Annotated in this window: 24 protein-coding genes, 4 tRNA genes and 1 pseudogene; 7 read left to right on the top strand and 22 right to left on the bottom strand. The window is 60.0% G+C overall.

Going from position 1 to position 24,931, the window contains the following annotated elements:
* The 3 genes from ACEN9A_RS06670 to ACEN9A_RS06660 all read right to left on the bottom strand — a co-directional run bounded on the left by ACEN9A_RS06670 (position 1) and on the right by ACEN9A_RS06660 (position 1,103).
* Complete coding sequence (locus tag ACEN9A_RS06670; protein WP_018926259.1) at positions 1–531, bottom strand: A24 family peptidase; 531 nt, start codon at positions 529–531, stop codon at positions 1–3.
* A 27-nt stretch (positions 532–558) separates the two neighbouring features.
* Positions 559–753, bottom strand: a complete 195-nt coding sequence (locus ACEN9A_RS06665; protein WP_018926260.1) for a Flp family type IVb pilin — start codon at positions 751–753, stop codon at positions 559–561.
* A 155-nt stretch (positions 754–908) separates the two neighbouring features.
* Positions 909–1,103 carry a Flp family type IVb pilin gene (locus tag ACEN9A_RS06660; RefSeq protein WP_018926261.1) on the bottom strand — a complete coding sequence of 65 codons (195 nt, stop codon included), beginning with the start codon at positions 1,101–1,103 and terminating at the stop codon, positions 909–911.
* Between the two features lie 412 nt (positions 1,104–1,515).
* Here ACEN9A_RS06660 and ACEN9A_RS06655 point away from each other — a divergent pair, with 412 nt between their 5' ends.
* Positions 1,516–2,379 carry a helix-turn-helix transcriptional regulator gene (locus ACEN9A_RS06655; RefSeq protein WP_258672772.1) on the top strand — a complete coding sequence of 288 codons (864 nt, stop codon included), beginning with the start codon at positions 1,516–1,518 and terminating at the stop codon, positions 2,377–2,379.
* A gap of 59 nt (positions 2,380–2,438) precedes the next feature.
* Here the strand turns inward: ACEN9A_RS06655 and ACEN9A_RS06650 are convergent.
* The 4 genes from ACEN9A_RS06650 to ACEN9A_RS06635 all read right to left on the bottom strand — a co-directional run bounded on the left by ACEN9A_RS06650 (position 2,439) and on the right by ACEN9A_RS06635 (position 2,851).
* Positions 2,439–2,514: transfer RNA gene (locus tag ACEN9A_RS06650), tRNA-Gly, on the bottom strand.
* Positions 2,515–2,517: 3 nt separating this feature from the next.
* Positions 2,518–2,593: transfer RNA gene (locus ACEN9A_RS06645), tRNA-Glu, on the bottom strand.
* 104 nt (positions 2,594–2,697) lie between these two features.
* Positions 2,698–2,773 (bottom strand) — tRNA-Gly (locus ACEN9A_RS06640).
* A gap of 2 nt (positions 2,774–2,775) precedes the next feature.
* Positions 2,776–2,851 (bottom strand) — tRNA-Glu (locus ACEN9A_RS06635).
* Between the two features lie 394 nt (positions 2,852–3,245).
* Here ACEN9A_RS06635 and ACEN9A_RS06630 point away from each other — a divergent pair.
* The gene (locus ACEN9A_RS06630; protein ID WP_258672770.1) at positions 3,246–4,004 is read left to right on the top strand and encodes a hypothetical protein; all 759 of its coding nucleotides are present in this window, start codon (positions 3,246–3,248) and stop codon (positions 4,002–4,004) included.
* 110 nt (positions 4,005–4,114) lie between these two features.
* Here ACEN9A_RS06630 and ACEN9A_RS06625 read toward each other — a convergent pair whose 3' ends face one another.
* The 4 genes and pseudogenes from ACEN9A_RS06625 to ACEN9A_RS06610 all read right to left on the bottom strand — a co-directional run bounded on the left by ACEN9A_RS06625 (position 4,115) and on the right by ACEN9A_RS06610 (position 8,680).
* The gene (locus ACEN9A_RS06625) at positions 4,115–4,978 is read right to left on the bottom strand and encodes a methyl-accepting chemotaxis protein (RefSeq protein ID WP_408981117.1); all 864 of its coding nucleotides are present in this window, start codon (positions 4,976–4,978) and stop codon (positions 4,115–4,117) included.
* Positions 4,976–6,040: pseudogene (locus tag ACEN9A_RS06620) on the bottom strand (HAMP domain-containing protein); the annotation flags it as partial. The pseudogene ACEN9A_RS06620 and the gene ACEN9A_RS06625, both read right to left, overlap by 3 nt.
* Before the next feature lie 147 nt (positions 6,041–6,187).
* Complete coding sequence (locus ACEN9A_RS06615; protein WP_258672767.1) at positions 6,188–7,576, bottom strand: aminotransferase-like domain-containing protein; 1,389 nt, start codon at positions 7,574–7,576, stop codon at positions 6,188–6,190.
* A 342-nt stretch (positions 7,577–7,918) separates the two neighbouring features.
* Complete coding sequence (locus tag ACEN9A_RS06610; RefSeq protein ID WP_258672766.1) at positions 7,919–8,680, bottom strand: SDR family oxidoreductase; 762 nt, start codon at positions 8,678–8,680, stop codon at positions 7,919–7,921.
* Between the two features lie 235 nt (positions 8,681–8,915).
* On the opposite strand from ACEN9A_RS06610, the gene ACEN9A_RS06605 reads away from it, so the two are divergent.
* Positions 8,916–9,920 (top strand): NADP-dependent oxidoreductase, encoded by a 1,005-nt coding sequence (locus ACEN9A_RS06605; protein ID WP_258672764.1) that lies wholly within the window; start codon positions 8,916–8,918, stop codon positions 9,918–9,920.
* A gap of 69 nt (positions 9,921–9,989) precedes the next feature.
* Here ACEN9A_RS06605 and pyrF read toward each other — a convergent pair whose 3' ends face one another.
* Positions 9,990–10,688 (bottom strand): orotidine-5'-phosphate decarboxylase, encoded by a 699-nt coding sequence (pyrF, locus tag ACEN9A_RS06600; protein WP_007938741.1) that lies wholly within the window; start codon positions 10,686–10,688, stop codon positions 9,990–9,992.
* A 292-nt stretch (positions 10,689–10,980) separates the two neighbouring features.
* Between pyrF and ACEN9A_RS06595 the strand changes: the two genes are divergently transcribed.
* From ACEN9A_RS06595 to xopAW, 3 genes are all read left to right on the top strand, one after another.
* On the top strand, positions 10,981–11,739 hold the full coding sequence (locus ACEN9A_RS06595) for a response regulator (RefSeq protein ID WP_019581208.1): 759 nt from the start codon (positions 10,981–10,983) through the stop codon (positions 11,737–11,739).
* Positions 11,739–12,791 carry a sensor histidine kinase gene (locus tag ACEN9A_RS06590; protein ID WP_258672763.1) on the top strand — a complete coding sequence of 351 codons (1,053 nt, stop codon included), beginning with the start codon at positions 11,739–11,741 and terminating at the stop codon, positions 12,789–12,791. The genes ACEN9A_RS06595 and ACEN9A_RS06590 overlap by 1 nt, the downstream gene beginning before the upstream one ends.
* Positions 12,792–12,933: 142 nt before the next feature.
* Positions 12,934–13,785 (top strand): EF-hand domain-containing protein, encoded by an 852-nt coding sequence (gene xopAW, locus ACEN9A_RS06585; RefSeq protein WP_258672761.1) that lies wholly within the window; start codon positions 12,934–12,936, stop codon positions 13,783–13,785.
* 38 nt (positions 13,786–13,823) lie between these two features.
* Here xopAW and ACEN9A_RS06580 read toward each other — a convergent pair whose 3' ends face one another.
* The 10 genes from ACEN9A_RS06580 to ACEN9A_RS06535 all read right to left on the bottom strand — a co-directional run bounded on the left by ACEN9A_RS06580 (position 13,824) and on the right by ACEN9A_RS06535 (position 22,616).
* On the bottom strand, positions 13,824–14,879 hold the full coding sequence (locus ACEN9A_RS06580) for an AI-2E family transporter (protein ID WP_018926272.1): 1,056 nt from the start codon (positions 14,877–14,879) through the stop codon (positions 13,824–13,826).
* Between the two features lie 69 nt (positions 14,880–14,948).
* The gene (locus tag ACEN9A_RS06575) at positions 14,949–15,755 is read right to left on the bottom strand and encodes a DUF4892 domain-containing protein (protein WP_258672760.1); all 807 of its coding nucleotides are present in this window, start codon (positions 15,753–15,755) and stop codon (positions 14,949–14,951) included.
* An 8-nt stretch (positions 15,756–15,763) separates the two neighbouring features.
* Positions 15,764–16,423, bottom strand: a complete 660-nt coding sequence (locus tag ACEN9A_RS06570) for a glutathione S-transferase family protein (RefSeq protein ID WP_258672759.1) — start codon at positions 16,421–16,423, stop codon at positions 15,764–15,766.
* A 50-nt stretch (positions 16,424–16,473) separates the two neighbouring features.
* Positions 16,474–17,328 (bottom strand): alpha/beta hydrolase, encoded by an 855-nt coding sequence (locus ACEN9A_RS06565; protein WP_230174672.1) that lies wholly within the window; start codon positions 17,326–17,328, stop codon positions 16,474–16,476.
* Positions 17,325–18,131 carry an alpha/beta fold hydrolase gene (locus tag ACEN9A_RS06560; protein ID WP_258672757.1) on the bottom strand — a complete coding sequence of 269 codons (807 nt, stop codon included), beginning with the start codon at positions 18,129–18,131 and terminating at the stop codon, positions 17,325–17,327. The genes ACEN9A_RS06565 and ACEN9A_RS06560 overlap by 4 nt, the downstream gene beginning before the upstream one ends.
* Before the next feature lie 279 nt (positions 18,132–18,410).
* Complete coding sequence (locus tag ACEN9A_RS06555) at positions 18,411–18,854, bottom strand: hotdog fold thioesterase (protein ID WP_258672754.1); 444 nt, start codon at positions 18,852–18,854, stop codon at positions 18,411–18,413.
* A 32-nt stretch (positions 18,855–18,886) separates the two neighbouring features.
* Positions 18,887–20,554, bottom strand: a complete 1,668-nt coding sequence (locus tag ACEN9A_RS06550) for an AMP-binding protein (protein ID WP_258672752.1) — start codon at positions 20,552–20,554, stop codon at positions 18,887–18,889.
* 207 nt (positions 20,555–20,761) lie between these two features.
* On the bottom strand, positions 20,762–21,214 hold the full coding sequence (sixA, locus tag ACEN9A_RS06545; RefSeq protein WP_258672750.1) for a phosphohistidine phosphatase SixA: 453 nt from the start codon (positions 21,212–21,214) through the stop codon (positions 20,762–20,764).
* A complete protein-coding gene (locus ACEN9A_RS06540; protein WP_007937595.1) occupies positions 21,211–21,558 on the bottom strand; it encodes a DUF4389 domain-containing protein in 348 nt (115 codons plus the stop codon). Before ACEN9A_RS06540 ends, sixA begins: the two co-directional genes overlap by 4 nt.
* A 35-nt stretch (positions 21,559–21,593) precedes the next feature.
* Positions 21,594–22,616, bottom strand: coding sequence for an NAD(P)H-dependent glycerol-3-phosphate dehydrogenase (locus ACEN9A_RS06535; RefSeq protein ID WP_007937592.1), 1,023 nt, complete (start codon positions 22,614–22,616; stop codon positions 21,594–21,596).
* A gap of 196 nt (positions 22,617–22,812) precedes the next feature.
* Between ACEN9A_RS06535 and ACEN9A_RS06530 the strand changes: the two genes are divergently transcribed.
* On the top strand, positions 22,813–24,930 hold the full coding sequence (locus ACEN9A_RS06530) for a TonB-dependent receptor plug domain-containing protein (RefSeq protein ID WP_258672748.1): 2,118 nt from the start codon (positions 22,813–22,815) through the stop codon (positions 24,928–24,930).
* Position 24,931 lies beyond the last annotated feature (1 nt).

Raw genomic sequence — 24,931 nt, 5'->3', positions numbered from 1 at the left:
CTAACCTCCCAATCCACCGGCAACCAGTTGCCAGTAGACGCTGTTTAAAGTGCCGATCAAGATTGCGATCGAATAAGGAAAAGGTTTGCCGGCGACTTCATCCGAAGTCGGCGCCAGATAGGCCTGCGCCCTGAGAATCAGCCAATAACGCCCCAGGGTCTGCAACAATTGCCCGCGAACCAGCACGATCAGGAAACCGCACACCCCACCAGCTATCAGGCTGAACATGGCTGCCCACAAGGCGAAATGGAACGGAAGAAAGCTGCCGACCATGGCCATCAACTTGACGTCGCCAGCAGCCATGCCTCCCAGGGCGTACATCGGCAGAAAGAACGCAAAACAGATCAGGATACCCAACAGGCTGTCACCCAATCCGCTGATACCACCTGAATAAGTCTGACCGGCCAATCCCAGGGCAATGCCCAACAGGACCAGCGTGTTGGGGATACGGTGGCGAAGCAGATCGCTCACCACCGCGACGCCCAGCAGTCCTAGCAGTAAAACAGTCGACACCAGCAATTCCATGGACATGGCGCGTCTCCCCTACCGGGATTATCGTTAGCAGGCAACGTTGCCGTTGACCGCCTGGCACAGCGCTCTGATCTTGGTATCTACAGCGCCGCCCAAAAGAACGAAGGCTGCAGCCACAGCTACCGTAATCAACCCACCTGCCACCGCGTATTCCACAATGGTCAGGCCATCTTCATCTTTGGCGAACTTGCTTATCGAAGTTCTGATTGTTTGCAGAGTCATTTTGTGTACCTCACTTCAGCGGTCATACGGCTCGGAAAGTACATTGGCGGGGACAGCCGCGAAGTCCATTGAGTTATCCGGTCGCTCTATCAGCAAAACAGCAACAACCGGTCATTCATGGACTTCGCCGCGTCCCGCCACCGTAAATTTCGTTATCAGCACGCAACGTTGCCGTTGACGGCCTGGCACAGCGCCCTGATTTTGGTATTCACGGCACCGCCCAAAAGCACGAACGCAGCGGCAACAGCTACCGTAATCAGCCCACCGGCCACGGCGTATTCCACGATGGTCAGGCCGTCTTCGTCTTTGGCGAACTTCACTACCGAAGCCTTGATTGTCTGCAGATTCATTTTGCCCACCTCACTCGAATGTTGTTTTTTCCGGAAGGCAGTACGTTCTGCACTGCCTGATGCAACCCTAGTCAGGGGCAAGGCATGGGCGTTAGGAAGATTTTGCACATCACTAGGACTTTTTTGCGGGTGCGGCCAAATACGGTTATTGGCCTTTGCAGAAGTAGCAGGAGGGGTAAAACAAGGGATGGCTCGCGAATACCACTGACTTCGATTTACAAGCGACGAGCGGCTGATACCTGGTTCATAGACGACACACCAACAGACTGTTGCCTGGGACTGATTTCCAGGCAACGCATAGAGCGGATAGAACTAAAATTCGTCTTTCTTATCAGTATTTAATCTGCAAAGTGATGGCACGTTAGCAATACTACTCAGCGAAGAGGGGCCCGTAGAACCGCAGAGTAGAGACATGACGTCCAACATGACCAGAAGGCCATCGCTGCTTTGGTTCGATCTGACTCACGATCGTTCCACGAAGGAACTCATCGCGCAGTTCGAGGAGACTTGCGACTGCAAACTGGCGAAAAATTCCGTGCTGCCCAGCGGGGAACAGGCAGACATGATCTGCATCCATTTCGATCGCCCCGACACCCCCGGCTTGAGGTTGTTGCTGGAGATCAAACGCACCACCCCTACCATCCCGATTACCATGTTCACCGTGCAGCACTCAGAAGAATTGGCCGTCTGGGCCATGCGCTCCAGTGTCTGGGAATACATGGTGCTCCCGCTCACCAACGCCGAGAGGAAGCGCTACCTGACGGCTCTGCTGCAGCTTTGCGAATTGCGCCGCAATGCCGGTCAGGACAAGACATTGCTGATCGACCACTCGCCCACTCTGCCAGATAGCATCCGCCTGACCTCCGGGCACCAAAAACACCAGGCGCTGAGCCATATCATGCTGTACATCGACCAGCACTTTCGGGACAGCATCGATCAGAGGGATTTGGCCAAGCGCTGCGGCATGACGACTTTTCGCTTCAGTCGCCTGTTCAAGGAAGCCAATGGCGTCGGTTTCACCGATTACATCCTGGACAAGCGCATGAGTTTTGCCAAACAGCTGCTCGACAACAGCCAGATGCCGATTACCAGCATCGGTTACGAGGCCGGCTTCAAGGATCCTTCCTACTTCGCCCGCGCCTTCAAGCAGTTCGTCAACTGCACGCCCAGCGAATACCGTTTGGCCAGCCAACTTAGAGCGGTAGCAGCGCAACCGCCACTGGAAGATACAACCATTGAAGCACTTGAAAGCCTGGTGCAGAGCCTTGGAAATTGAAGCAGGTTTTTTACGCGCATAAAAAAACGCCGCTCAAATGAGCGGCGTTTTTTTGAATTTGGAGCGGGAAACGAGACTCGAACTCGCGACCCCGACCTTGGCAAGGTCGTGCTCTACCAACTGAGCTATTCCCGCAAATGGCGTCCCCTAGGGGACTCGAACCCCTGTTACCGCCGTGAAAGGGCGGTGTCCTAGGCCACTAGACGAAGGGGACACGCTGCCCGGAACACATGGTGTGTGTTTCGGTGCCCAGACCCGCATCCGAAGATTTGGTTCTGGTTTCACTCAGCCTTGCCCGAAAGCAACGCTGTTTAAAATTGGAGCGGGAAACGAGACTCGAACTCGCGACCCCGACCTTGGCAAGGTCGTGCTCTACCAACTGAGCTATTCCCGCATTGGCGTCCCCTAGGGGACTCGAACCCCTGTTACCGCCGTGAAAGGGCGGTGTCCTAGGCCACTAGACGAAGGGGACACACGTACAACATTCACTCCCTACCGCGTTTCGCTGTGTGCTTTACGCTGTAAGTGGCGCGCATTCTATGGATGGATTGAGGGGTCGTCAACCCCCAGATATAAATTTATTTAAATCAATGACTTCGCCCTGCTTTTGGCAGCGATTCAGGCTTTTGTGTCGCCTGACCTTTGGCGCCTATATTCTGGCATCCACCAAGACGCTATAGTCCATGCCGAGATGATGGCAATGTGCACCTCGCACGCTATTTACTTATAGAAGCGGCATTGCGGCCGATATAAGAAGAGCTATAGCCGATTCACTCGTCGAGCAGCCCTATGCGCCCATATGCCAAGCCAACTACACTCGACTCGAACGCGAACCCCATAAAGAGGTCTTACCGGTGACACCACTCATGATCACCCTGCTAGTCGTAGCCGGGATCGCACTATTGATCGCCATTGGCTACATGAACCATGTGGTGGAAAACAATAAGCTGGAAAAAGCCCGCACCAAGGTTGAACTCAACGACCGCCTGCGTCGCTGCGGCGAAATCACCGAGACCTTTCCCGGTCAGTTCATGACACCCGCGCTCAAGCTGCTGTTGACCCGCCTGGAACTGAACGTCTGCCAGCGACTGCTCAACCTGGAAAAAACCAGCGCCACACTAAAGCCGCGGATTACCGAGCTGAGTGCCTTGGTTGCCCAAGGTGAATCGATCCCGGTCAACAACCCGCCGGCACCGATCCAGACCGAAGCCAAGGCCAAAGACGTGCGCTTCCTGCTGGAAGCCATTCATGGCCAGATCACCCGCGCCGCACAGGACGGTTACCTGCCAGCCAACGAAGCCAAGCGCTGGATCCGTGAAGTGCGCCACATCCTGGTCCTGCTGCACATCGAGTTCTTCAACAACCTCGGCCAGCATGCCCTGCAACAAAACCAGCCAGGCCAGGCCCGACTGGCCTTCGAACGCGGCGTGCAATACCTGCGCAAACAGCCGGAGCCCCAGGTCTACAGCGAACAACTCGAGTACCTGGAAAAACTCCTGGCCCGCGCCAACGACCAGGTCATGGACAAGATCGCCCCGGTTGAAGGCGAAGTGAACCAACTGACTGAAGGGCTCAAAGACGTCGAGGCTGATGCCGACTGGAAGAAGAAAGTGATCTACGACTGATCATGCAAATGCTGAAAAGCCACCGGGTCAGGTGGCTTTTTTTTGCGTTGGGATTGATGCCCGCCAGAGTCAATAGATCATCCGGACACAGCCCGAGCCTTCGGCAGCTGCTACAGCTTGAAATGCCCCACCATCCCCCTCAACTCACTCCCCAACTGCGCCAGTTCAATACTCGACGCCGCATTGCCCTGCATCGCCAATGAAGACTGATCCGCACTGGCGCGAATGCTCGTGACACTGCGATTGATCTCCTCGGCCACCGAGCTCTGCTCCTCCGCAGCCGCTGCTATCTGCTGGTTCATCTGCTGAATCAGCGACACCGCCGCCGCAATACTCCCCAATGCACTTTCGGTCTGCAACGCATCGCTCACCGCCAGCTTCACCAACTCGCCACTGCTCTGAATCTGCTGCACCGACGATTGCGCCGCCGAGCGCAAGGCACTGACCAGGCGTTCGATTTCCTCGGTCGATTGCTGGGTTCGCCTGGCCAGTGCCCGAACCTCATCGGCCACCACCGCAAAGCCCCTCCCCTGCTCGCCGGCACGCGCCGCCTCGATGGCCGCATTGAGCGCCAACAGGTTGGTCTGCTCGGCAACGCTTTTGATCACGCTGAGCACCGTGCCGATGTTCTGGATTTCTGCACTGAGGCTTTCGATGCTGGAGCTGGCCGAGGTGGCCGAGTCCGCCAGTTGCTCAATTCGCGCCATGCTCTGACGCACCACCTGCTGACCGCTTTCGACCTTGCCGTCGGCCGTCTGCGCCGCCTGGGCGGCCTCCTCCGCGTTACGTGCGACGTCGTGCACCGTGGCGGTCATCTGGTTCATCGCTGTGGCGACCTGCTCGGTTTCTTCTTTCTGGCTGCTGACTTCAAGGTTGGTCTGCTCGGTCACCGCCGACAGCGATTGCGCAGAGCTTGCCAGCTGTTCGATACCGGCCTGCAAACCACTGACGATGTTGCTGAGCCCCGCGCCCATTTGCTGCATGGCTTGCATCAACTGGCCGATCTCGTCACCGCGGGTCACGTCAATCGTAGTGCTCAAATCGCCCGCGGCGATCTGCTGGGCGACACGGATCACACTGCGCAACGGTGCGACGATCAATCGGGTAATCACCCACGCGGCAATCAGCCCGACCAGCAAGGCCAGCGCCGAGGAACCGATGATCAACAGCGAGTTCTTTTTCAGCTCTGCCTGCATCGACCGGTCTTCGGCAACGTAGGCCTGATCCACCCGCTCCACCACTTGCGCGGCGCGCTGGTGGAGTTGCTCGGAGACGGTCTTTTCCTGCGCCAACAGGCCGGTGTACTCGGCGAGTTTTTCAGTGAAACTGCCGATATGACCGGACACTTCATTGAGGACCGTCTGGTAACCCTCATCCTTTACGGTAGCTTTCAACTGTTCGGCCTGGGCCAGCGCCTGGTCGGCTTGCTCGATCTTGCCCTGCCCGGCACTGTCGTCGCCCTTGCGGCTCTGATCCAGGCGTACGTGCGCTTCGTTCATGGCCTGCAACATCAGTCGCGAGACCTGGCTGACCTGATTCGCCTGCTCGATGAATTGCGCACCGTCCTTGCCCTCGGACTCCTTCAAGGCATAGGCACCATCATCGCTAAGCCCGGACTGCAGCACATCCAGGTTATTGGCCACACTGGACACCGACCAACTGGCCATTTCCAGCGCCAGGTCCTTGGCCTGACTCAATGAAACGAACTCGTCAAAGGCCTTGCGATAAGCCCCCAGAGACTGTTCGACGTCATTCATGACCGGCACGTTGGCTGCGGACTGAGCCTTGAGCTCGGTCGCCAGCGCGATCAAAGCGTCCACCCCCGTGTGCAAGGCGTCCACGGTTTTCGGGTCGCCGCGCAAGGCGTACTCCTGCTCAAGCAGACGCACCTTGAGCAAACCGCTGTTGAGCGACGACATCTGCTTGAGCCCATCGAAGCGATGACTGATGGTTTGCAGGGACCATACGCCAATGGCCGCCACCAGGGCTGTCAACAGCAGCACCAGTACAAACCCGACACCCAGTTTTTTCGCCATACCGAGGTTGGCAAAACGTCCTTGCACGGCCGAAATCATTGCGCTTAGTCCCCTGCCATTGTCTGTTGATGCAGATTCGCAACGGGCTTGTGCCAACACAAGTCTCTGGCGTCGGAATAATGGCCAAAAGCTACGCCAGCGTCGTTTTCAGAACGTTTGAGGTCGATCCCGAGCGGTAGCCTGAAAAAATGCCCGCGCGCGGGGATCACAGGCATAGGCAACGTTGATGCGCTGCCAGTCATGGGCCTGGCCGGAGGGGCTGAATGCTGTTGCGCAAGACAGCAGGATGCCGAAGCGTCGCGCCTGAACCTGCACCTGAACGGCGTCGGACTTACGCGATCGCGCCCAGATGAACAGGCCACCTGCGGGTTTGCCGAAAACCTCCCATTCCGCGTCTTCAAGCACCTGCAAGGCCGCGTCTCTGTCGGTGCTTAAACGTTGGCGCTGACGCTGCACCAATTTGCGATAGGCACCACTGGCCAACAAAGAAGCCAGCACCGATTCGCAAAACCGTGAAGCGCCCATGCTGCTGATCATCTTGACCTCGGCCAGTCGCGAAATGACGTCGGCACCCGCCACGACAAAGCCGACCCGCAACGAACTGCTGAGGGTTTTGGAGTAGCTGCCGACGTAGATCACATTGTCATCGATACCCAGTGCCGCAAGACGCGTACCGGGACCGCTGTGCAAATCCGCATAGACATCGTCTTCGATCACCAGTACGCCATGGTTTTTGGCCAGTTGCAGAACCTGCCGAGCCACGCCCAAGGTCAAACTGCTGCCGGTGGGGTTGTGATAAAAGCTGTTGATGAACAAGCCACGGGGTTTGTACGTCAGCAACAGTGCCTGAAGTGCTTCGGTGTCGGGCCCGTGAGGCGTTCGTGGGACTTCGATCATGCTGACCCCGTGCAGCCTGAGCAAATCGAACAGCATCGAATAACCGGGATTCTCCACCACCACGCAATCGCCCGGTTTGAACAACGTGCGCACGATCAGGTCGAGCCCATGACTGGCACCTGCCGTGGTGAGGATTCGACTTTCATCCACCGCGATATCCAGCTGTTTCAGCCGCTTGAGGATCTGTTGGCGCAGGGCAAGCAGCCCCAGCGGTGTGCTGTAGCTGAACAAACCGGCCATATCGGTGCGGCTGACCTGGCGTATGGCATAGCTCAGGTCGTCAGTCTCGCGCCAGCTTTCGGGTAATCCGCCGCACCCCAGCTTCAGATCGCCCGCGACGCCACTCTGCTGCTCAACCCCCTCGAACCAGGAAAAATCCCGTTGCCCGTGAGCGGCAAGCTTCGTTGCCGCGACAAAGAAACCCGCCCCGCTACGCGTCGCCAGCACACCTTGAGCCACTAACCGTTCACAGGCCTCGACAACACTGGATTGGCTGAGCAGATTGATCCGCGCGATTTGCCGCACGGAAGGCAAACGCGTCCCCGGCGACACCTCGCCACGATGGAGCCAGTCGGCCATCGCGTCGACGATTTGCTGCACGACCGGCACCAATGCCTGTCGATCGATTCTCAACTCCATGAGCAAGCAAACTCCTGTCTGTTTTGCGCAAAACAGTTAATCACAGGAGCGCTCGACAAGATGTGCGACAAAACCGCCAAAACCGTCGGTTCTAACCATTTGAAACACAATGCCCGATGCTTTCACGGAACCGGAGCCGAACGAAAAAACTATGGGAGCGGGCTTCTGTGGCGAGGGGGCTTGCCCCCGTTCGGCTGCGAAGCAGTCGTAAATTCAGACAACTCGGTCTGTCTGGACGGGCGTCGGGGGCCGCTTCGCGCCCCAACGGGGGCAAGCCCCCTCACCACACAAGCCCGCTCCCACAACATCCACAGATTCCAAACCATCGCGGCCTGGAAAGAGTTAAAACGCCGTAACCCCACCATCCACCGCCAGCGAATGACCGGTGGTGAACGCCGCGCCGTCGCTGCACAGGTACAGCACCGCGCTGGCAATCTCCTCGACCTTGCCGATACGTCCGACCGGGTGCATGGCATTGGCGAACTCGCCCTTCTTCGGGTCCGCTTCATAGGCACGACGGAACATGTCGGTGTCGATCACCGCCGGGCACACCGCATTCACGCGAATCTTTTTCTTGGCGTATTCGATGGCCGCTGACTTGGTCAGGCCGATCACCGCATGTTTCGAGGCGGCGTAGATGCTCATCTTCGGCGCAGCCCCCAGGCCGGCGACCGAAGCGGTATTGACGATCGCGCCGCCGCCCTGGGCCAGCAGCAACGGCAACTGGTACTTCATGCACAGCCAGACGCCTTTGACGTTGACGCCCATGATCGCGTCAAACTCATCGACCGTGCCCTCGGCCAGTTTGCCTTTCTCGATTTCGATGCCGGCATTGTTGAAGGCATAGTCGAGACGGCCGTAGGCATTCACGACCTCGTCCATCAGATTTTTTACATCGCTTTCCACAGTGACATTGCAGCGCACGAAGGTCGCTTCACCACCGGCGGCGCGAATCAGCGCCACTGTGCCTTCACCACCGGCCGCGTCCAGATCGGCCACCACCACTTTCAAACCCTCGGCGGCAAACGCCAAAGCGGTTGCGCGGCCAATCCCATTGGCCGCGCCCGTCACAACGGCGACCTGGCCGGAAAACGTCATGCTCATTGTTATGTCCTCGAAGGCAAGAATGTGGGGATCGCGAGTTCCCAGTCTAGCCACAGGGGCCGATGCCACGGCAGCACTATCAGAAGGCCGGTTGGGCGCCCATGAGTGGCAGTGATGGAACCGCCGCCCTGACTATCACTGCACTGGATCGATGTGCATTCGCCGTGTCAGCCAACCTTGCAGCATCGTCAATGAAGGTCTATCAACAAGACTTCATTCACCTTGAGTGCCTGTCATGACTACCCAGACCAATCGCCAGTTCCTGCTCGCCAAACGTCCCGTGGGGCCAGCTACCCGCGAGACGTTCACCTATCAAGAAGTACCAGTCGGTGAGCCTGCGGCAGGTCAGATCCTGGTCAAAAACGAATACCTGTCCCTGGACCCGGCCATGCGCGGCTGGATGAACGAGGGCAAGTCCTACATCCCTCCGGTCGGCATTGGCGAAGTCATGCGCGCACTGGGCGTAGGCAAAGTCATCGCCTCGAACAATCCGGGCTTTGCTGTCGGGGACTACGTCAACGGCGCCTTGGGTGTGCAGGATTACTTCCTTGGCGAGCCGCGAGGTTTCTACAAGGTCGATCCGAAACTGGCGCCGCTGCCGCGTTATTTATCCGCGCTGGGCATGACCGGAATGACCGCCTACTTCGCCCTGCTTGATGTCGGCGCGCCGAAAGCCGGCGACACCGTGGTGTTGTCGGGCGCGGCCGGTGCGGTGGGCAGCATCGCCGGGCAAATCGCCAAGATCAAAGGTTGCCGGGTGGTCGGCATCGCTGGCGGCGCGGACAAGTGCAAGTTCCTGATCGATGAGCTGGGTTTTGACGGTGCCATCGACTACAAAAACGAAGACGTAACCGCCGGCCTCAAGCGTGAATGCCCGAAAGGCGTCGACGTGTATTTCGATAACGTCGGCGGCGATATTCTCGACGCCGTGCTGAGCCGCCTGAACATGAAGGCACGGGTGGTGATTTGCGGTGCCATCAGCCAGTACAACAACAAGGAAGCGGTCAAAGGCCCGGCCAACTACCTGGCCTTGCTGGTCAACCGCGCGCGGATGGAAGGCTTCGTGGTGATGGATTACGCCGCACAGTTCGCCGCAGCCGGGCAGGAAATGGCCGGCTGGATGGCCAAGGGGCAGCTCAAGAGCAAGGAAGACATCGTCGAGGGACTGGAGACCTTCCCGGAGACACTGATGAAGTTGTTCAGCGGCGAGAATTTCGGGAAGTTGGTGTTGAAGGTTTAACTCAATATCTGAAAAGAGCACAAAACCCTGTGGGAGCGGGCAAGCACGCTCCCACAGGGTCCGTGGCGCTTAAGCGATTTCTGCGACGACCGCCGCCAACGCCTTGGCCGGATCCGCCGCCTGGCTGATCGGACGGCCGATCACCAGGTAGTCGGAACCGGCATCCAGCGCCTGACGCGGAGTCAGAATGCGGCGCTGATCGTCCTGGGCGCTGCCCGCCGGACGAATCCCCGGGGTCACCAGTTGCAACGACGGGTGAGCGGCTTTCAGAGCCTGGGCTTCCTGGGCCGAGCAGACCAGACCATCCATCCCGGCTTTTTCCGCCAGCGCAGCCAGGCGCAGCACCTGCTCCTGCGGCTCGATGTCCAGGCCAATACCCGCCAGATCCTCACGCTCCATGCTGGTCAGCACGGTCACGCCGATCAACAGCGGTTTCGGGCCGCTGCGCTGATCGAGCACTTCGCGGCAGGCGGCCATCATGCGCAGGCCGCCGGAGCAGTGCACGTTTACCATCCACACGCCCATTTCTGCAGCCGCCTTGACGGCCATGGCGGTGGTGTTCGGAATGTCGTGGAACTTGAGGTCCAGGAACACTTCAAAGCCCTTGTCGCGCAAGGTGCCGACGATTTCCGAAGCGCAACTGGTAAACAGTTCTTTACCGACTTTGACCCGGCACAGTTTCGGGTCCAGTTGATCGGCCAGCTTCAGTGCGGCGTCACGGGTGGGGAAATCCAGGGCGACGATGATAGGCGTCTGGCAGGCGGACATGAGTGGGCTCTCAGGCAAGTCGAAATCGGCGCGCATTGTAGCGGAACCAGCGCCGCTGCGGGACCCGATGATCGGTAATTCGTCGTCGCGGCTCAGGCAAGCCTAGCTGCCGCGGCGATTGTGTCGAGCCCGATACACACACGACACGCCCACAACACCCTTCAACGCTACCCTCGTCAGCCGCAACAAGCCCTACAGCACTTCCCGCCTCACGGCCGGACGCCTATGCTGAAGCCACAACCTCGCAGCCTATCTTTGTGGTTGGCAGCCTACCTGGCAGATGAACGCACGCATGCACAACTCCCCAGCACCTCTGAACGACGATCAAAAAGCGCCGGCCGATGACAAACGCTGGAGCATTCGCGCCCTGATCGTCGACGATGACGTCCCGATCCGCGAATTGATGATCGACTACCTGGCCCGTTTCAATATCCACGCCAGCGGCGTCTCCGATGGCGCCGCCATGCGTCAGGCGCTGCAAGCCGAGCATTTCGATGTCGTGGTGCTCGATCTGATGCTGCCGGGCGAAGATGGTTTGTCACTGTGCCGCTGGTTGCGCGCCGAATCGGACATCCCGATCCTGATGCTCACTGCCCGCTGCGAACCCACCGACCGGATCATCGGCCTGGAACTGGGCGCCGACGACTACATGGCCAAGCCGTTCGAGCCGCGGGAACTGGTCGCGCGGATTCAGACCATTCTGCGTCGGGTACGTGATGACCGCACCGAACAACGGGCGAACATCCGTTTCGACAACTGGCGCCTGAACAGCGTGCTGCGCCAGTTGATCGCCGCTGATGGCCTGGTGGTGCCGCTGTCCAACGCCGAGTTCCGTTTACTCTGGGTGTTCATCGAACGTCCGCGCCGGGTACTCAGCCGCGAACAACTGCTGGACGCCGCTCGCGGTCGCTCGATCGAAGCGTTTGATCGCAGCATCGATCTGTTGGTATCGCGCCTGCGCCAGAAACTGGGCGACGACCCGAAAGCCCCGCAGTTGATCAAGACCGTTCGCGGTGAGGGTTATCTGTTCGACGCACGAGACATCAGCTGATGCGTGCGCGCTTCGATACGCTGTTCGGCCGCCTGTTCGGCGTGCTGTTGGTGGCGATCGTACTGGCGCATTTGCTGGCTTTTTTATGGTTCAAACATTACGGGCCGCCCCCTCCTCCCCCTCCGCCGCCGGGGTTTTCCGAGCGCTTCGATGGGCCTCCCCCACCGATGGACCCGCGTTTCGGCAATCGACCACCGCGGCCGTGGTTCGGCGGGCCGCTGGTGCCGCTGACCTTTCAGTTTGTCTCGCTGATCATCGCCGCCTGGTACGGCGCCAAGCTATTGACCCGCCCGATTCAGCGCCTGAGCGACGCCGCCGAGCGCCTGAGTGAAAATCTCGACAGTCCGCCGCTGGATGAGTCCGGCCCACGGGAAGCACGGCAAGCGGCGCACACTTTCAACCTGATGCAGAAACGCATTCTTGAACAAATACAGCAACGCTCGCGCATGCTCGGTGCGGTGTCCCATGACCTGCGCACACCGCTGTCGCGGCTCAAGCTGAGGCTGGAACAGATCGACAACGAGAAGCTGCAAGGTCAGATGCGTCAAGACCTGGACGACATGATCGGCATGCTCGATTCCACCCTCACCTACCTGCACGAACAGCGCACCAGCGAGGCGCCACAATGGATGGACGTGCAGGCGCTGGTGGAGTCCCTGAGCGAAAACGCCCAGGACCAGGGCGCCGACGTCCAGGCCCGCGGCCATTGCGCCCCGCTGCAGGTTCAACCGATGGCTTTGCGCTCGTGCATCAACAACCTGCTGGACAATGCCTTGCGTTATGCCGGGGACGCGCTGATCACGCTTGAGGACAGTCGCGAACAACTGGTGATCCGGGTCATCGACCATGGTCCGGGTATCGCGGCGGATAAACGTGAAGCGGTGTTTGAACCGTTCTTTCGCCTGGAAGGTTCGCGTAATCGCAACTCCGGCGGCGTCGGCCTGGGCATGACCATCGCCCGGGAAGCCGCGGAGCGTTTGGGCGGGCAGTTGAGCCTGGAAGAAACGCCCGGCGGCGGTCTGACAGCCGTCATCCGCCTGCCCCGCGTCTAAGCCCGCACCCACAGGATCCGGGTCTGACTGGATAAGTTGTGTGTACCCATCGGTACAAATCCCACATACCCACGACAACTTGCCCCTTGAGGCTGCATAAGCCGGTGCACCCACCGGTTTCCCATTCCAAGGAGTGAGCACAATGATCGGTAGTGTCAGCAGCTACACGAGCTATACCAGCACCAGCAGTACCGCCACCAACAGCGCCCGTAGCCAGCAATTCCAGAAAGAACTGCTCGCCAAACTCGACAACAACAGCGACGGTGCGGTGGATCAGGATGAGCTCAAGAGCGCCCTGTCGCAGAAAAACGACGATGGTCTGCTGGTCAGCCTGAGCAAGAACTTCAGCGACCTGGACAGCGACAAAAGCGGCAGCCTGAGCAGCGAAGAGATGGCCGCGATGGCCCCTCCGACGCCACCGCCGCACGATCAGGCACCGAACACCGAGCTGGCCGATGCGCTGATCAGCGCTTTGGACAAAGACGGCGACGGCGCCATCAACAGCGATGAGCTGAGCAATGGCCTGACCAGTGCCGGCAGCACGGCCGACAGCTCGAAAATCTTCTCGGCCCTGGACAAGAATGAAGACGGCACCGTCAGCCAGGACGAACTCGCCGCCAGCCTGACCCCGCCGCCACCTCCACCTCAGCAGATGTCCAGCGAAGAGCTGTTCAGCCAACTCGATACCGACAGCGATGGCAGTGTCACGGCCACGGAACTGAGCAGCGCGTTGCAGGCAAGCGACAGCACTTCGTCGACCTCCACCGACACCAGCGCCGCGTTGCTCAAAGTACTCGATAGCGACAGCAGCGGTGGCGTCAGCAGCGATGAACTGAAAGCCGTCCTGCAAGCCGGCCGCGAGCAGAACTCCGACAGCTCCACCCATCAGTTCAACGTGACCGAAGCCCTGAACAAAATGATCGCCAACCTGAGCAAGCAGTATTCGCTCGACAACGTGGCGACCGTGGGCAAACACCTGAACGTGGCCACCTGAGTCAAAAAACTTCGCGGCCCTAAGACCCAACAAAAAACTTAGGGCCGGCGATCTTCAACCCGAGCCTGGCTCTTGCTCCAATCGGTCAACAGGCTGTAAGCCACGGCCAACAACGTCGGGCCGATGAACAGGCCGATAAACCCGAACGCAATCAACCCGCCAAACACCCCAAGCAGCACAATCACCAACGGTAAATTCCCGCCCCGGCTGATCAGGTACGGCTTAAGCACGTTGTCGACCCCGCTGATAATGAACGTGCCCCAGATCCCGAGGAACACCGCCATTCCGTACTCACCCTTCCAGGCCAGCCACGCCGTGGCCGGAATCCACACCAATGGCGGCCCCATCGGAATCAGGCTCAGCAAGAACGTCACGATCCCCAGCACCAGCGCCCCAGGCACACCGGCAATCAGGAAGCCGATCAACGCCAGCACCGCCTGCGCCGCCGCTGTGCCGATCACCCCGTTGACCACCCGTTGCACGGTGCCCGCCACCAGTTCGATGTAATACCCGGCGCGATCGCCAATCAGCCGCTCCAGCAACCCATGGACAAACACCGCCAAACGCGGCCCGTCCCGGTAGAAAAAGAACACAAACACGATACTCAGCGTCAACTCGAGAATCCCGCCGCCAATCTGCGCACTGCGTGCCAGCAACCAGTTACCGACCTGACCCAGATAGGGCTTGATCGCCAGCATCATCGCCGCACCTTGCTGATCGATGCTGTTCCAGATCCCTACCAACCGCTCGCCGACCAAGGGAATACCGCCAACCCAGGCCGGCGCTTCAGGCAGACCATCGACCTGCACATCCTTGATGAACGCCGTGGCATCGCGCACGTGATCCGCCAGGTTGAATCCCAGCCACACCAGCGGCACCGCCACCAGCAGCATCCAGCCGAGCGTCAGCAACAACGCCGCCAGGGATTCACGACCATTGAGCCAACGGGTCAACAGACGCATCAACGGCCAACTGGCAAACGCCAGCACCGCCCCCCAGAACAGCGCCGACCAGAACGGCGCCATTACCCATAAACTCGCGCCAAACAGCACCAGCAGCAGGATCTGCACCAACAGCCGATCGTTATTGACCATGTAAGATCCCGAAAAAAGTCAGTCCGCAAAGAGTAGGCAAATGCGCAGAACGCATTCGCCAAATGAAGCTTATCGCAACAGTTCGAAGTGCAGGCCAGAGCCTTCGACGCTGCCGGTTTCCATCCGCGCCGTGCGCACGCCCTGGCCGATCAGCGCCTGGCGCCAGGCTTCGGCACTGGTTCCGGAAATGCTGACCCGCAGCGTGGTGTCCAGGTTCAGGCCGCGAGAAATCAAACGCAACCAGGTGTCGTCAGGGACGCCGTCGAGTTTGGGGAAATCGAGTTTCCCGGTGCTTTTGAGCTGGCGCAGCAACGTCGCGGACGTCGGCAGCAAATCACCCAGTGGCGCCGAGGCATTGAACTGTTCGACGTGCAGATAAGCCCTGCGATTACCGCGAGTGATGCTGTAAAGCGCCACCAGCGTGTTGTCTTGAGGGGCCGCCAGACGCAGCAGCAAATAAGCCTGCTGATTATCGGCGCCATAGAGCTTGGCGTTGCCGAAGACTTCATTGGCCCACAGGCTGCTTTCCCCACAATCCCGGGCCTGACACCAGAACAACAGCTCGGCGCCCTGCTTCTGCAAGGCTTCGCGGGCGGCGGTGAAGGCATCGGTGGAGGAATGCTCCGGTGGCAATTCGTAGGTGACCGAGGTGGTTTGACCGCGAGCGGTGACCTGGCCGTCGAAACGCAATTGGCCGCTGATCTTGCGGATCGAACCCAGCGGGTAAATCCGCTCGAGTTCCACCGTCGGGCGATAGTCGACGATCTGCGCATCGGTCATGCGCGGCACGATAGGCAGGTCCTGACTGCCAGGAATGTCAGCGGCCAATAACCAGGGACTGAAACTGCACAGCGCCAGCAGAGTGAGTGAACGCATGGACAGGCTCATCGGATCAACATGGCCTGGGCACCCTTGATGACGCTGGCATCATCGATGCGCTCCGGCACCCGCAAACCGCGCTGCACCGCAGGGCGCGCCTCGAGGGCGGCTATCCAGCGCTGCAAGGCCGGCAAGCCGTCCACCGAGACACCGGACCAGTCGTGGCCGCGGACCCACGGAAAGGTCGCGATGTCGGCAATGCTGTACTCGCCCGCCAGAAACTCCACGGCTTGCAGACGTGTGTCGAGCACTTCATACAAGCGTCGGGTTTCATGTTGATAGCGGTCGATGGCGCCCTGGAGTTTTTCCGGAAAATAGCGAAAAAACACGTTGGCCTGGCCCTGCATCGGGCCGATGCCGCCCATCTGGAACATCAACCACTGCAACACCAGCGAGCGTCCTTTCGGATCCTGGGGCAGCAGTTTGCCGGTCATCTCGGCGAGGTAAATCAGGATCGCGCCGGACTCGAACACGGCGAAATCGCCATTGGCGCGGTCGACAATCGCCGGAATCCGGCCATTGGGATTGATCTTGAGGAACTCCTCGGACTTCTGTTCCTTTTTGTCGAAACTCAAGGCATGCACCGTGTAGGGCAGGCCGAGTTCCTCGAGCACGATAGAGACCTTGTGGCCATTCGGGGTCGCAGCGGTGTACAGATCTATCATGGTTGTCTCCCATTTCAACCCGCCCAGCCTCGACAGTTGCCCGACGCAAGTCAAGGAACGGCGAAGAACCGATTGAAACAGTCTGCGACAAGACCGGCACCGGGTTCGTCATTGAGGTGCAAGTGATGGCCGCCAGGCAACTGTTCATGGCTAAAGGGTAGACGTTCCAGCAACTCGGGATGTTTGGCGAGCATGCCGTCAGCCGCGACCACCAGGTGTGCAGGACAACTGACGCGCTGGACGAAAGCCATCGCCTGCTCAGTGGTCAGACGCAGCGGCGACGGTAGCGTCAGGCGGTTGTCGGTGCGCCAGGTATAACCGCCCGGCACCGGCATCAAGCCGCGCTGGGCCAGCAGTTCGGCGGCTTCGCGACTGACCGCCACCAAGCCTTTCATGCGCGCTTCGATGGCCCGGTCGAGGGTGTTGTAGACCGGTTTGCGTTTTTCCCGCAGATCCAGCTGAGCTTGCAGGGCCATGCCCATGCGTTCGGCAGCGTTTTCGCCTTTGTCTGTAGGAGGAATGATGCCGTCGATCAACGCCAGGTGAGTCACCCGCTCCGGCAACGACCCGGCCAGCACGAGCGAGACGATCGCCCCCAGGGAATGCCCCAGCAGCGCAAACCGCTTCCATCCCAACTGCTCGGCCACTTGCAGCACGTCGTGGGCATAGTCCCACAGCGCGTAACCGGCGCCGTTCGGCCGATGCCCCGAGTGACCGTGCCCGGCCATGTCCAGCGCGATGATGCGCAAGCCGTTGAGCTTCGGCGCCAGCCGGGCAAAGCTGTTGGCATTGTCCAGCCAGCCGTGCAAGGCAATCACCGGCAAGCCGTCCTCGGGACCGAACAGGTGTGCCGCCAACTCGATGTGCGGCAGGCTCAGGCGAACTTCTTCGACGACACTGTTCATGCGCAATCCTGTTGGCGGCGACTGTCCCAACGACTGAACAGGTTCTTCAGCAGCGTGGCCGTGTCTTGTGGACGTTCGAGGGGAAACATGTGGCCACCGGGCAGGGTCAAGGACTCGCCCAGCGGCATGCGCCCGACGGATCGGGCGTGATGACGCATCACCACGCGGCTCTTGTGTCCGCGAACCACTGCCAGCGGCACTTTCAACTGCCGCGCGCGGCCAGGGCTGGTGTGCGGTACGCCGCGGTAGATGCTGATTTCCGTAGCCGGGTCGAAACGCAGACGCAGCTTGTCGCCGACCTTTTGCAAACCATGTTGAAGATAGGCTTCGAAGCATTCCGGGTCGAAGCCACGAAACAGGGTTTTACCGGCGAAATACAGACGGGCCGCCTCCAGATCGGCGAACTCTTCCCGTCGCCCCAACGTGCGACCGGCCGGGGTCAGGCGATCGATAAAACCGAAGCGTTTGGCGGCACGGATTACCCATTGATCGGTGCGGGTCAGCACTGGTGAATCGAGCATGACCACGCCGCGGTACAACTCAGGGCAACGCAACGCGGCGTGCAGGTGCAGCACGCCGCCGAAAGAGTGGCCGACGCCCCAGACCGGTTCCGGCTGTTGCTTGAGGTGATGAATCAGCTCATCCACCAGATTGTTCCAGTTATCGTCCGCCGGGAAACGCGGGTCATGGGCGTGCTGCTCCAGATGCGCCACCCGGTACTCCGGCGCCAGCGCCGCGAACAACTTGCTGTAGGTCCCCGAAGGAAAGCCATTGGCGTGGGCGAAAAATATCTGTTGCGACATACCGGCAGATCCATGTGCAAAAAACAGAGGTTGATTGTCCGTAAGACCGTGTCCTACAGCAATGACCGTAACTGACAGGAATGATGACAGTCGGGTCAAAGCTATAGGGATGCAGAAGAATAGACCGCCTTGTAGCAGCTGCCGAAGGCTGCGTTCGGCTGCGCAGCAGTCGTTAGACCATTCACCGCGGTGTTTCAGGAAGATTGAGATGGCAGGATTTACGACTGCTGCGCAGCCGAACGCAGGCTTCGCCAGCTGCTACACAGAGCATGCCGAAACTCATCGCGCCGGCGGTTTCTCCCCCAACGGCACCACCGCCATGGTCAGGCGCGACACACAACTGGCCTTGCCCTCATCACTGGTCAAGCGAATATCCCAGACATGGGTGGTGCGCCCGATGTGAATCGCCTTGGCCACCGCCGTCACCCGCCCGCTGCGCAGACCGCGCAAATGGTTGGCATTGATTTCCAGGCCCACGCAATAAAACTTGCTGGCGTCTATGCACAGGAAACTGGCCATCGAGCCAACGGTTTCGGCCAGCACCACCGAAGCGCCGCCGTGCAGCAAGCCATAAGGCTGGTGCGTACGGTGGTCGATGACCATGCTCGCGGTCAGGGACTCGTCATCGAAAGCTTCGAAGCGAATATCCAGCACTTCGCCGATGGTGTTTTTCTGGATAGCGTTCAACTGCTCGACGTTGGGAGTGGTGCGCCACAGACTCATCGTTGCGTTCCTTTGTTGGAGTTGTTCGTGACTCAATCCTGCCACAGCACCGCCTCGCTGCGCGCGCTCCATTCTTCGAAGCGCGCACCGTAAGCTGCTTCAATCATGTTGCGCTTGATCTTCAGGGTCGGTGTCAGGAAGCCGTTTTCCACCGCCCAACTGTCCTTGACCACCACCAGCCGACGCAAGCGTTCATGCCTGTCGAGGACGCCGTTGACCTCCTCCAGCAGTTGTTCCAGGCTTGAATGCAAACCCGCCCTCGCCGTCCCGCTGGCGTCCTGCTGACCGACCGCCGACAACACGCACAACCCCAGTGGCGCGCTCAAGCCATCGCCGACCACGCACACTTGTTCGATCCGCGAATGCACCGCCAGACGATTCTCGATTGGCGCCGGGGCCACGTATTTGCCTTTGCTGGTCTTGAAAATTTCCTTCAGGCGCCCGGTCAGGCGCAGGTTGCCTTCGGCGTCTTCCTCACCCTTGTCACCGGTGCGCAGGAAACCGTCCTCGGTGAGGGTTTCGGCGGTTTTCCCCGGTTCCTTGAAATAGCCGAGCATGGTCGCGCCGCTGCGCACCAGCACTTCACCTGATGGCTCAACCCGTACTTCGACCTCCGGGCATGGCTTGCCGATCCAGCCGGGGTTGTTTTGACCGGGCAGACCGATGTGAGAGTAACCGCAACTTTCGGTCATGCCGTACACCTCCAGCACGTCCAGCCCCAGTTTTCGATACCAGCTCAACAAGGTCTGCGGCACTGGCGCCGCGCCGGACAAGGCGATGCGCAAAGCGTCCAGCCCCAGCCCGGCGAGGACTCTGTGCCCTACCCGTTTACCGATGAAAGGCAGGCCGAGCAGGAAGTCGAGGCGTTTTGCCGGGATCTTGCTGTACACGCCCATCTGGAATTTGGTCCAGATGCGTGGCACGCCGAACAGCGCGGTCGGTCGGGCACGCTGCAAATCGGTGAGGAAGGTGTCGAGGCTCTCGGCGAAAAACACCGTTTGCCCGGTGTAGATCGCTGCCAACTCGACGAACATCCGTTCGGCGACATGGCACAGCGGCAGGTAGGACAGCAGGCGATCCGACTCATTCAAGCCGAACAACCGGGTGCCATGGGTGGTGGCAAATCCCAGCGTGCCGAAACTGTGCATCACGCCTTTGGGCTGGCCCGTGGTGCCGGAGGTGTAAATGATGGTCGCCAGTTGATCGGCGGCGGGTTTGGGGTCGTCCTGAATCGGTGAGCTGCGTTGCAGGTCGGCCCAGCTGAAATCGAAGGTGCCGGCCGGGCACAGCGGCAGGCTGATGGTCGGCAGGTCAGGCCTAATCCCGACGGACATGCCCGGCCAGTCATCCAGCTTGCCGATGAACGCCAGTGCAGCTTCAGAATGATCAAGTACCTGAGCCACGGATTCGGCGGTCAGATTGGGGTACAGCGGCACCGAGACATGCCCGGCCATCCAGATCGCCAGGTCGGCGATGATCCAGTGGGCACAGTTTTTCGAGATCAATGCGATGTGGCTGCCTTGCGGCAATTCGCGAGCCCGCAGCCAGTGGGCGGCACAGCGCGCCTGGTGACCGACGTCGGCCCAGGTCAGCGTCTCGACCTGGCCGCCCCCTGTCGGCTGAACCAGAAAGCGCTGGCGCGGATGACGGGCTTCGCGCTCGTAGAAGACGTCCAGTGGCAAACGAAAAGCAGCAGACATGCGACTTGCTCCCTTTTTTGGTCTGGAGCAAGCGTAGTCAACCAAGCAAGTGCTTGGTTGACTATTTGCGGGTGGAGCGAAGATCAACAGATCGTCCGAACGCGGCCCGAACCTTCGGCAGCTCCTACGGAATATGTGTCCGTCCGATGTTTCACGGGTGTACGTGATTCCCCTGTAGGAGTTGCCGCAGGCTGCGATCTGTTGCTTTTATGGGGTTTTGATGCCGTTGAGCTTCATCGCCCCGACCAGCAGTTCTTCGCCCTCAAGCTCCGCCAGCCCGGCGGTGCCGACTCGCTCCGGGTCTTGCACGTGACCATGCTGCAAATAGCCCAGCAGGTTACCGACCAGCGGGTTGTGGCTGACCAGTAGCGCGTGATCCACGGAAACCAACTGCTCCGCCACCGCTTGCGGATTATTGTCGGGCGTCAGCCATTCGACGGTGCGAATCTCCGGTGCAAAACCCAGTTCCTTACGCACCAGCATTGCGGTCTCCTGTGCTCGCAGGTAAGGGCTGGCATAAATGGCAGTCAGGTGTTTGCCCTTCAATTTGGCCGCGATGCGCTTCACCTCTTTGCGCCCCTTATCGGTCAGGGCCCGCTCGGAGTCCGGGCGGGTACCGTGAGGTTCGGCTTCACCATGACGCAATACCCAGAGTTTCATAGTTTCGGTTCCTCATCTCGGGCCGGATGCGGCGCCGGCGCCACAACGTGCGGGGCTTCACCTTCCGGTGTACGCGGCGCTGGCCAGTCGGCGAACGGCCAGGGCTTCTGGTCGCTGTGAAAGCTGCCGAAACGACCGATCTGCGCCAGAAACTGGCTCAGGCTGTCGCCGAAATTCATCAGGCTGGCGCTCGGTGCGCCATATATCAAACGATAGATCAGCTGCACCAGCACCACCGCGCCGAGGATCAATTGCGCCACTTGCCAGACCAGCACATAGACAATCATCCACAGCACTCGAAGCAGGATGGATTCGTATTTGCCTTCTACTTTCGGATCGTTCATGTCTGTCTCGCTCCCTGCTCGTATCGGTTAAGTGCTTAGAAACCACTGGGGGAAATAAAGTCCACGTCGGTTTTCGGTTCGCCACGCATCAACAACCCAATCACCTGATCCAGCGTGCGCCCTTCGAACAGGATCGCGTGCAATCCGGCGACCAGCGGCATATACACGCCGACCTCCTGAGCCTTGGCCTTGAGCACCTTGAGGGTGTTCACGCCTTCGGCCACTTCGCCCAGACGCGTCACCGCATCCTCCAGGCTCAAGCCCTGGCCGAGGGCAAATCCGACCTGATAGTTGCGGCTTTTCGGCGACGAACAGGTGACGATCAAGTCGCCGACGCCCGCCAACCCCAGGAACGTCATCGGGTTCGCGCCCTGGTTCACCGCGAAGCGGGTCATTTCCGCCAGCGCCCGGGTGATCAGCATGCTCTTGGTGTTCTCGCCCATGCCCAACGCCACCGCCATGCCGGCGATGATGGCGTAGACGTTTTTCAGCGCCCCGCCCAGCTCCACGCCAAAGCGGTCGGCGCTGGCGTACACGCGAAAGGTCCGGCCATGCAGCGCGGCCTGGACCTGCTGGCAAAGGTCTTCGTCTTCGCTGGCGACCACCGTGGCGGTCAGCGCGTGTTCGGCGATTTCACGGGCCAGGTTCGGCCCCGACAGCACGCCGATGCGCGCTTGCGGGGCGATGTCTTCAAGAATCTGGCTCATCAGCTTGAACGTATGGGCTTCGATGCCTTTGGTCAGGCTCACCAGCATTTTGCCGCTCAAAAGCTGAGCGTAAGGCGCCAGCACCGAGCGCAGTGCGCTGGAGGGCAGCGCGACGAAGCACAGGTCGCAGGCCTCCAGCGTGGCTTGCAGGTCTGTGACCGCCTCCACCGCAGCAAGAATCTTGATGCCTTTGAGGTAACGCGGGTTCTCGCGATCGACCCGAATGGCCTCCGCCTGCTCGGGGTCACGCATCCACAGACGGACCTGATGCCCGTTCTCGGCCAGCAGATTAGCCACGGCGGTACCAAAACTTCCGCCTCCCAGGACCGCAATTGGGCGCTGTTCAGTCATATGCAATCCGTTAATCCATACCAGTGGCGATGCCCGCATTATACGGAGCGGCCCAGTGGCGGCCAGCCCCGACATCAATTACCGGCACTTGTAGGAAGAAGACCAAGAAAACCGAGGAAAATGCCCACAACGTGACTGGAAAAGTCATTGCGCTCGGTTAACATGCGCGCCAATTAATCGCTATCAAGGCCGTGCCGTGTCTTTTGGCTCTCCCTCTCCTCGCTCGCCACTGGTGCTGGCGCTGTTTTTCAGCTCGCCTTTGCTGGCCGACGACCTGTTCCTGGACAACGATCCGTTGCCGCAAGTGCTCACCGCGACGCGCCTGAAGCAGTCGCCGGCGGCCGTGCCGGGCAGCATGACGGTGATCGACAGCGAACTGATCAACGCCAGCGGCGCGCGGGACATCAGCGAGTTGCTGCGGCTGGTGCCGGGGATGATGGTCGGCAATATCAGCGGCAACCAGGCAGCGGTGAACTACCACGGCACCAACGCCAGCGAAGCGCGGCGCATGCAAGTGCTGATCGACGGCCGCTCGGTGTACCGCGCGGGCCTGGCCACGGTGGACTGGAGTGATATTCCGGTGGCCATGGAAGACATCGAGCGCATCGAGGTTTTCCGTGGCCCGAACACCGTCAGCTACGGCGCCAACGCGCTGATGGCGGTGGTCAATATCATCACCCGCAAACCGGCCGACAGCCACGGCACGCGGCTGAAAATCACCCGAGGCCAACGCGGCATCAACGATTTCTACGCCAGCCAGGGTATGGGCTGGGACAGCGGCGACTTGCGCCTGTCACTATCCGGCCAACAAGACGATGGGTTCGACTCGGACCGCACCGGCGCCGATTATCGCGACAACCGTCGCTTGAATCGCTTCAGCCTCGCCGTCAGCCAGACGCTCAATGAGAATCAGAGCATCGATTGGCAACTGAACGCCAAGGACGGGACCAACCAGCGGCCCTATACCTACCGCCCAGTGTTCTCAGGGATTACCGCCGCTGGGAACAATTCCGACGTCATCGCCAAGGACTACGCCGGCTCGCTGCGCTGGAACCTGGACATCAATCCTGATCACAGCCTTTATATTCAAGGCTCGGCGCAACACTGGGATCGTCAGCAGACTTGGCGTGCCTGCGATGCCGAAATCTCGTTCAGCCCGGAGCTGACCCAACTTTGGCAGCTCAATCCCAATTACACCGAACGCCTGGCGCGCAACATCGCTCGATTCACCGGCGCGCCCCCCGGTACAGCGGCAGAACAAGACCTGGCCAATCAGGTTCTGGCGCAATGGCGAAACGGCGCGAACAAAACGCTGTGCGGCGACATCGACCAGAGTGCCCGAGAGTCGCGCTACGACCTCGAACTGCAAGACACCCTCAGCCTGTCCGACACGCTGCGGCTGGTCAGCGGCATGAACTATCGTTACGACCGGGCCGATTCCGAGACCTACTTCAATGGCACGCTCGACGACACCACCTGGCGGGCGTTCGGCCAACTCGAGTGGCGCGCCACCGAGCACTGGTTGCTGCAGGGCGGGGCGATGTTCGAAGACACGCAATTGACTGGCAGCTCGCTGACCCCGCGGGTGGCGGTCAACTATCTGATCAACCCGCGCCACGGTTTGCGCGCGGTGTATTCAGAAGCCGTCCGCTCGCCGGACATGTTCGAGAACAGCGTCAACTGGAGTTACCAGGTGACCAACTTGCAACCTAGTGCCTATGGCCAGACCAGCGCCCGCTATTTCGTCAGGACCCGTGGCCCGGGTGACCTCGAACAGGAACGCATGCGCTCCCGGGAATTGGGCTACAACGGCTACTTCACAGACTGGGGACTGACGGTCGATGTGAAGCTGTTCTACGACGAAATCAACGGCATGATCAGCGAACCGCTGCGCAACAATCAGTACATTGCCAGCAACTCGAACAGCTCACGATTCTCGGGGACGGAAACCCAACTGGACTGGCGCGTCAGCAGCACCGATCGTCTGCGCCTGACGTACGCCTATGTCTATGCCGAGGCGAGCAACCCGCTGGATGCACAACAAACGGCGCGCAACAGCGGTTCCGCCGGTTGGCTGCGCAACTGGGGCCAGGGCTGGAACAGTGCGCTCTTCTACTATGGCGCCGACGCCCTCAACGGTTACCGCTTCGAACGGGTCGACACCCGCATCGCCAAACGCATCGGCCTGGGCAAGGCCAATCTGGAGCTGGCCGGGATCCTCCAGCAACGCCTCGACAATCAGCCCACCACTTTCGTCGACAACAACTACGACGAACGCCGAGTGCTCTACTTCAGCGCGGAGCTGGAGTTTTAAG

This window comes from Pseudomonas sp. Pseusp18 (genome assembly GCF_059506005.1).
Note: the sequence above shows the minus strand (reverse complement) of the source record. Positions and strands in the feature narration are given on the sequence as shown.

Coding starts and splice junctions, on each gene's coding strand:
- ACEN9A_RS06670 (WP_018926259.1), bottom strand. CDS start 531: ATGTCCATGGAATTGCTGGTGTCGACTGTTTTACTGCTAGGACTGCTG.
- ACEN9A_RS06665 (WP_018926260.1), bottom strand. CDS start 753: ATGACTCTGCAAACAATCAGAACTTCGATAAGCAAGTTCGCCAAAGAT.
- ACEN9A_RS06660 (WP_018926261.1), bottom strand. CDS start 1,103: ATGAATCTGCAGACAATCAAGGCTTCGGTAGTGAAGTTCGCCAAAGAC.
- ACEN9A_RS06655 (WP_258672772.1), top strand. CDS start 1,516: ATGACGTCCAACATGACCAGAAGGCCATCGCTGCTTTGGTTCGATCTG.
- ACEN9A_RS06630 (WP_258672770.1), top strand. CDS start 3,246: ATGATCACCCTGCTAGTCGTAGCCGGGATCGCACTATTGATCGCCATT.
- ACEN9A_RS06625 (WP_408981117.1), bottom strand. CDS start 4,978: ATGGGCGCGGGGCTCAGCAACATCGTCAGTGGTTTGCAGGCCGGTATC.
- ACEN9A_RS06615 (WP_258672767.1), bottom strand. CDS start 7,576: ATGGAGTTGAGAATCGATCGACAGGCATTGGTGCCGGTCGTGCAGCAA.
- ACEN9A_RS06610 (WP_258672766.1), bottom strand. CDS start 8,680: ATGAGCATGACGTTTTCCGGCCAGGTCGCCGTTGTGACGGGCGCGGCC.
- ACEN9A_RS06605 (WP_258672764.1), top strand. CDS start 8,916: ATGACTACCCAGACCAATCGCCAGTTCCTGCTCGCCAAACGTCCCGTG.
- pyrF (WP_007938741.1), bottom strand. CDS start 10,688: ATGTCCGCCTGCCAGACGCCTATCATCGTCGCCCTGGATTTCCCCACC.
- ACEN9A_RS06595 (WP_019581208.1), top strand. CDS start 10,981: ATGCACAACTCCCCAGCACCTCTGAACGACGATCAAAAAGCGCCGGCC.
- ACEN9A_RS06590 (WP_258672763.1), top strand. CDS start 11,739: ATGCGTGCGCGCTTCGATACGCTGTTCGGCCGCCTGTTCGGCGTGCTG.
- xopAW (WP_258672761.1), top strand. CDS start 12,934: ATGATCGGTAGTGTCAGCAGCTACACGAGCTATACCAGCACCAGCAGT.
- ACEN9A_RS06580 (WP_018926272.1), bottom strand. CDS start 14,879: ATGGTCAATAACGATCGGCTGTTGGTGCAGATCCTGCTGCTGGTGCTG.
- ACEN9A_RS06575 (WP_258672760.1), bottom strand. CDS start 15,755: ATGCGTTCACTCACTCTGCTGGCGCTGTGCAGTTTCAGTCCCTGGTTA.
- ACEN9A_RS06570 (WP_258672759.1), bottom strand. CDS start 16,423: ATGATAGATCTGTACACCGCTGCGACCCCGAATGGCCACAAGGTCTCT.
- ACEN9A_RS06565 (WP_230174672.1), bottom strand. CDS start 17,328: ATGAACAGTGTCGTCGAAGAAGTTCGCCTGAGCCTGCCGCACATCGAG.
- ACEN9A_RS06560 (WP_258672757.1), bottom strand. CDS start 18,131: ATGTCGCAACAGATATTTTTCGCCCACGCCAATGGCTTTCCTTCGGGG.
- ACEN9A_RS06555 (WP_258672754.1), bottom strand. CDS start 18,854: ATGAGTCTGTGGCGCACCACTCCCAACGTCGAGCAGTTGAACGCTATC.
- ACEN9A_RS06550 (WP_258672752.1), bottom strand. CDS start 20,554: ATGTCTGCTGCTTTTCGTTTGCCACTGGACGTCTTCTACGAGCGCGAA.
- sixA (WP_258672750.1), bottom strand. CDS start 21,214: ATGAAACTCTGGGTATTGCGTCATGGTGAAGCCGAACCTCACGGTACC.
- ACEN9A_RS06540 (WP_007937595.1), bottom strand. CDS start 21,558: ATGAACGATCCGAAAGTAGAAGGCAAATACGAATCCATCCTGCTTCGA.
- ACEN9A_RS06535 (WP_007937592.1), bottom strand. CDS start 22,616: ATGACTGAACAGCGCCCAATTGCGGTCCTGGGAGGCGGAAGTTTTGGT.